This is a genomic window from Azospirillum sp. B506, assembly GCF_000333595.1.
Classification (GTDB): domain Bacteria; phylum Pseudomonadota; class Alphaproteobacteria; order Azospirillales; family Azospirillaceae; genus Azospirillum.
The window spans coordinates 1-3593 of sequence record NZ_BADK01000811.1; the positions used below are offsets into that span (position 1 = coordinate 1).

General features: G+C 64.3%; 3 protein-coding genes and 1 tRNA gene. 3 read left to right on the forward strand and 1 reads right to left on the reverse strand.

The window, feature by feature from the left end; all coding sequences use genetic code 11:
* The 3 genes from gyrA to I71_RS25410 form a co-directional block, all read left to right on the forward strand.
* A partial coding sequence (gene gyrA, locus I71_RS25400; RefSeq protein ID WP_042700364.1) for a DNA gyrase subunit A occupies nucleotides 1-2551 on the forward strand: 2551 nt, incomplete at its 5' end.
* 23 nt (nucleotides 2552-2574) lie between these two features.
* Complete coding sequence (gene coaD / locus I71_RS25405; RefSeq protein WP_042700367.1) at nucleotides 2575-3138, forward strand: pantetheine-phosphate adenylyltransferase; 564 nt, start codon at nucleotides 2575-2577, stop codon at nucleotides 3136-3138.
* A gap of 140 nt (nucleotides 3139-3278) precedes the next feature.
* Nucleotides 3279-3354, forward strand: a tRNA-Lys gene (locus I71_RS25410).
* A 5-nt stretch (nucleotides 3355-3359) separates the two neighbouring features.
* On the opposite strand, the gene I71_RS39220 is transcribed toward I71_RS25410, so the two are convergent.
* On the reverse strand, nucleotides 3360-3593 hold a 234-nt coding region (locus I71_RS39220), incomplete at its 5' end, for a hypothetical protein (RefSeq protein WP_211098437.1).

Here is a 3593-nt window from a genome sequence, read left to right on the forward strand (position 1 = left end):
TAAATACCACCCGCACGGCGACAGCGCGATCTACGACGCCATGGTCCGCATGGCGCAGGACTTCTCCATGCGCCTGCCGCTGATAGTCGGCCAGGGCAATTTCGGCTCGATGGACGGCGATCCGCCGGCGGCCATGCGCTACACTGAGGCGCGGCTTGCCAAGGCGGCGGAAGCGCTGCTCGACGACATCGACAAGGACACCATCGATTTCCAGGCCAGATACGACGATTCGGGCCGCGAGCCTACCGTTGTCCCTGCCCGCTTCCCGAACCTGCTGGTGAACGGCGCCGGCGGCATCGCCGTCGGCATGGCGACCAACATCCCAACCCACAATCTGGGCGAGGTGATCGACGCCTGCTGTGCCTACATCGACAACCCCGACGTCACGCTCGACGAGTTGATGGAGCATGTGCCCGGCCCCGATTTCCCAACCGGCGGCCTGATCCTCGGCCGGTCGGGCAGCCGGGCGGCGTTGCAGACCGGGCGCGGCTCGATCATCATGCGCGCCAAGACCCATTTCGAGGAGGTGCGCAAGGACCGCACCGCCATCGTCGCCACCGAGATCCCCTATCAGGTCAACAAGGCCAAGCTGATGGAACGCATCGGCGAGGTCGTGAACGACAAGACCATCGAGGGCATCGCCGATCTGCGCGACGAATCGGACCGCGACGGCGTGCGGGTGGTGATCGAGCTGAAGCGCGACGCGGTTCCCGACGTGGTGCTGGCCCAGCTGTTCCGCCACACACAGCTCCAGACCTCTTTCGGCGTCAACATGCTGGCGCTGAACGGCGGCCGTCCGGAGCTGATGAATCTCCTGGACGTCATCACCGCCTTCATCCGGTTCCGCGAGCAGGTCATCACCCGCCGGACCGAGTTCCTGCTGGGCAAGGCCCGCGAGCGGGCGCACACCTTGGTCGGTCTGGCGGTCGCCGTCGCCAACCTGGATGCGATGATCGAGCTGATCCGCAGCGCGCCCGATCCGGTCTGGGCGCGCGAGGAGATGATGAACCGCGAGTGGCCGGTCCATGACGTCGGCCCGCTGATCGAGCTGATCGACGAGCCCGGCCGTGGTGTCAGCGAACAGGGCACCTACCGGCTGTCCGAAGTCCAGGCCCGCGCCATCCTCGACCTGCGCCTGCACCGCCTGACCGGGCTGGAGCGCGACAAGATCGGCGCCGAGCTGAAGGACGTCACCGACCAGATCGCCGACTTCCTCGCCACGCTCGCCAACCGGCCGAAGCTGATGGGGATCCTGCGCGACGAGCTGGTGGAGATGAAGGAACGGTTCGGCACGCCGCGCCGCACCGAAATCCAGGATCTGGAGTTCGAGGCCGACATCGAGGACCTGATCCAGCGCGAGGACATGGTCGTCACCGTCAGCCAGTCCGGCTATGTGAAGCGGGTGCCGCTGTCGACCTACCGGGCGCAGAAGCGCGGCGGCAAGGGCCGCGCCGGCATGTCGATGAAGGCGGAGGACGCGGTCAGCGACCTGTTCGTCGCCAACACCCACACGCCGCTGCTGCTCTTCTCCAACCGCGGCATGGTCTACAAGCTGAAGGTCTACCGTTTGCCGCTGGGCAACCCGCAGGCGCGTGGCAAGGCCTTCGTCAACCTGCTGCCGCTGATCGACGGTGAGACCATCACCACCGTCCTGCCCTTGCCGGAGGATGAGGCGGCCTGGGCCGATCTGCACGTCGTCTTCGCCACGTCGAAAGGCAACGTCCGCCGCAACCGCATGTCGGACTTCGCCAACATCCGCTCCAACGGCCTGATTGCCATGAAGTTGGAGGAGGAAGGCGAGCGGCTGATCGGCGTCCACACCTGTTCGGAAACCGACGACGTCCTGCTGGCGACCCGCGGCGGCAAGTGCATCCGCTTCCCGGTCGACGATGTGCGCGTCTTTGCCGGACGCACCTCGACCGGCGTGCGCGGAATCAAGCTGGCCGACGGGGACGAGGTGGTGTCACTGTCGATCCTGGCCCATGTTGACGCCACGCCCGAGGAGCGCGCCGCCTTCTTCAAGAGGAAGCGCGAGGAAGGGCTGGAGATGGAAGGCGAGGCCGCTCCGGAGGCCGACGAGGTGCCGGCAGACAGCGTCACCCTGACGCAGGAGCGGTTCGAGGAACTGAAACAAAAGGAACAGTATATTCTCACCGTCTCAGACCGCGGCTATGGCAAGCGCAGCTCGTCCTACGAGTACCGCACCGCCGGACGTGGCGGCCAGGGTATCTGGAACATGGAGATGGGCGAGCGCAACGGCTCGATCGTCGCTGCGTTCCCGGTGGAATCGAACCATCAGGTGATGATGGTCACCAATGGCGGTCAGGTGATCCGCATGCCGCTGCACGATGTGCGGGTGGCCGGCCGCAAGACACTGGGCGTGACGCTGTTCCGCGTGGGGGCCGACGAGCGCGTGGTGTCCGTCGCCACCATCGCCGAGGAAGAAGGCGAGACCGGTGGTGCGGAAACCGGTATCGAGGACGGCGGCGACGCCAACGGTTCGGTCGGGTCGGTCGGCGAAGCCGGCGGCACCGCCGCGCCGAACGAATAACGGACGGGCCTAAAGGGGAACCCATGGCGACCAGCCAGACCGAGACCAGCAAGGGTCGGCGAATCGGTGTCTATCCCGGCACCTTCGATCCGATCACAAACGGTCACATGGACATCATCCAGCGCGCTGCCCGTCAGGTCGATCACCTGATCATCGGCGTCGCGCGGAATGCCGGCAAAGGCCCGCTCTACTCCACGGACGAGCGGGTCGCCATGGTTCGCGAGGATGTGACCGCGCTGAATGCCGGCGGGGCCAGCATCGAGGTGCGGGCGTTCGATAATCTGCTGATGCATTTTGCCATCGAGATGAATGCCAGCGTCATCATCCGCGGCCTGCGCGCCGTCTCGGACTTCGAATATGAATTCCAGATGGCGGGCATGAACGCGCGGCTGAATCCGAAGGTCGAGACGATCTTCCTGATGTCGTCGGAGAAGCACCAGTTCATCTCCTCGCGTTTCGTGAAGGAGATCGGGCGGCTCGGCGGCGACATCCGCCACTTCGTCTCGGCTCGTGTCGCCGAGCGGTTGGCCGAACGCTTCGCGCTGGAGGCCGGCAACGGTACTGTCCCGACGACCAACCAGACCTGATCCCGACGCCTGGGCTTGATGGGTGGGCTTGATGGCAAAATCCTGCATTCGCCATCAAGCCCATGGTTGACCTTTGCGGCGCGTCTTTCTATGGTGCGCCCACTTCCGGCGGGGGGCAGTTTCCAACCGCCGCACTGGATGATCCGGTAGCTCAGTCGGTAGAGCACGTGACTTTTAATCATGTGGCCGTGGGTTCGAATCCCACCCGGATCACCATCCTTTCACACATCCACTCGTGAATGACCGCCTGTCTGGCAAAACTTGATCGAGCAAGTTCCGTTTTCTCGCCTGTTCCTTCCTTTCACCTCCCTTGCAAGAAACGCGATCAGGGTAAGCCCCGATTTGATATTCTTGCGGTACGGATAAGACTCCCAACAAGCTGATGATGGGAGTCTGGCGATGAAGCGGTTGATAGATGCGTCTGTCCGGGCAAAGGTGATTGCCACATTTTCAAT

Coding starts and splice junctions, on each gene's coding strand:
- coaD (WP_042700367.1), top strand. CDS start 2,575: ATGGCGACCAGCCAGACCGAGACCAGCAAGGGTCGGCGAATCGGTGTC.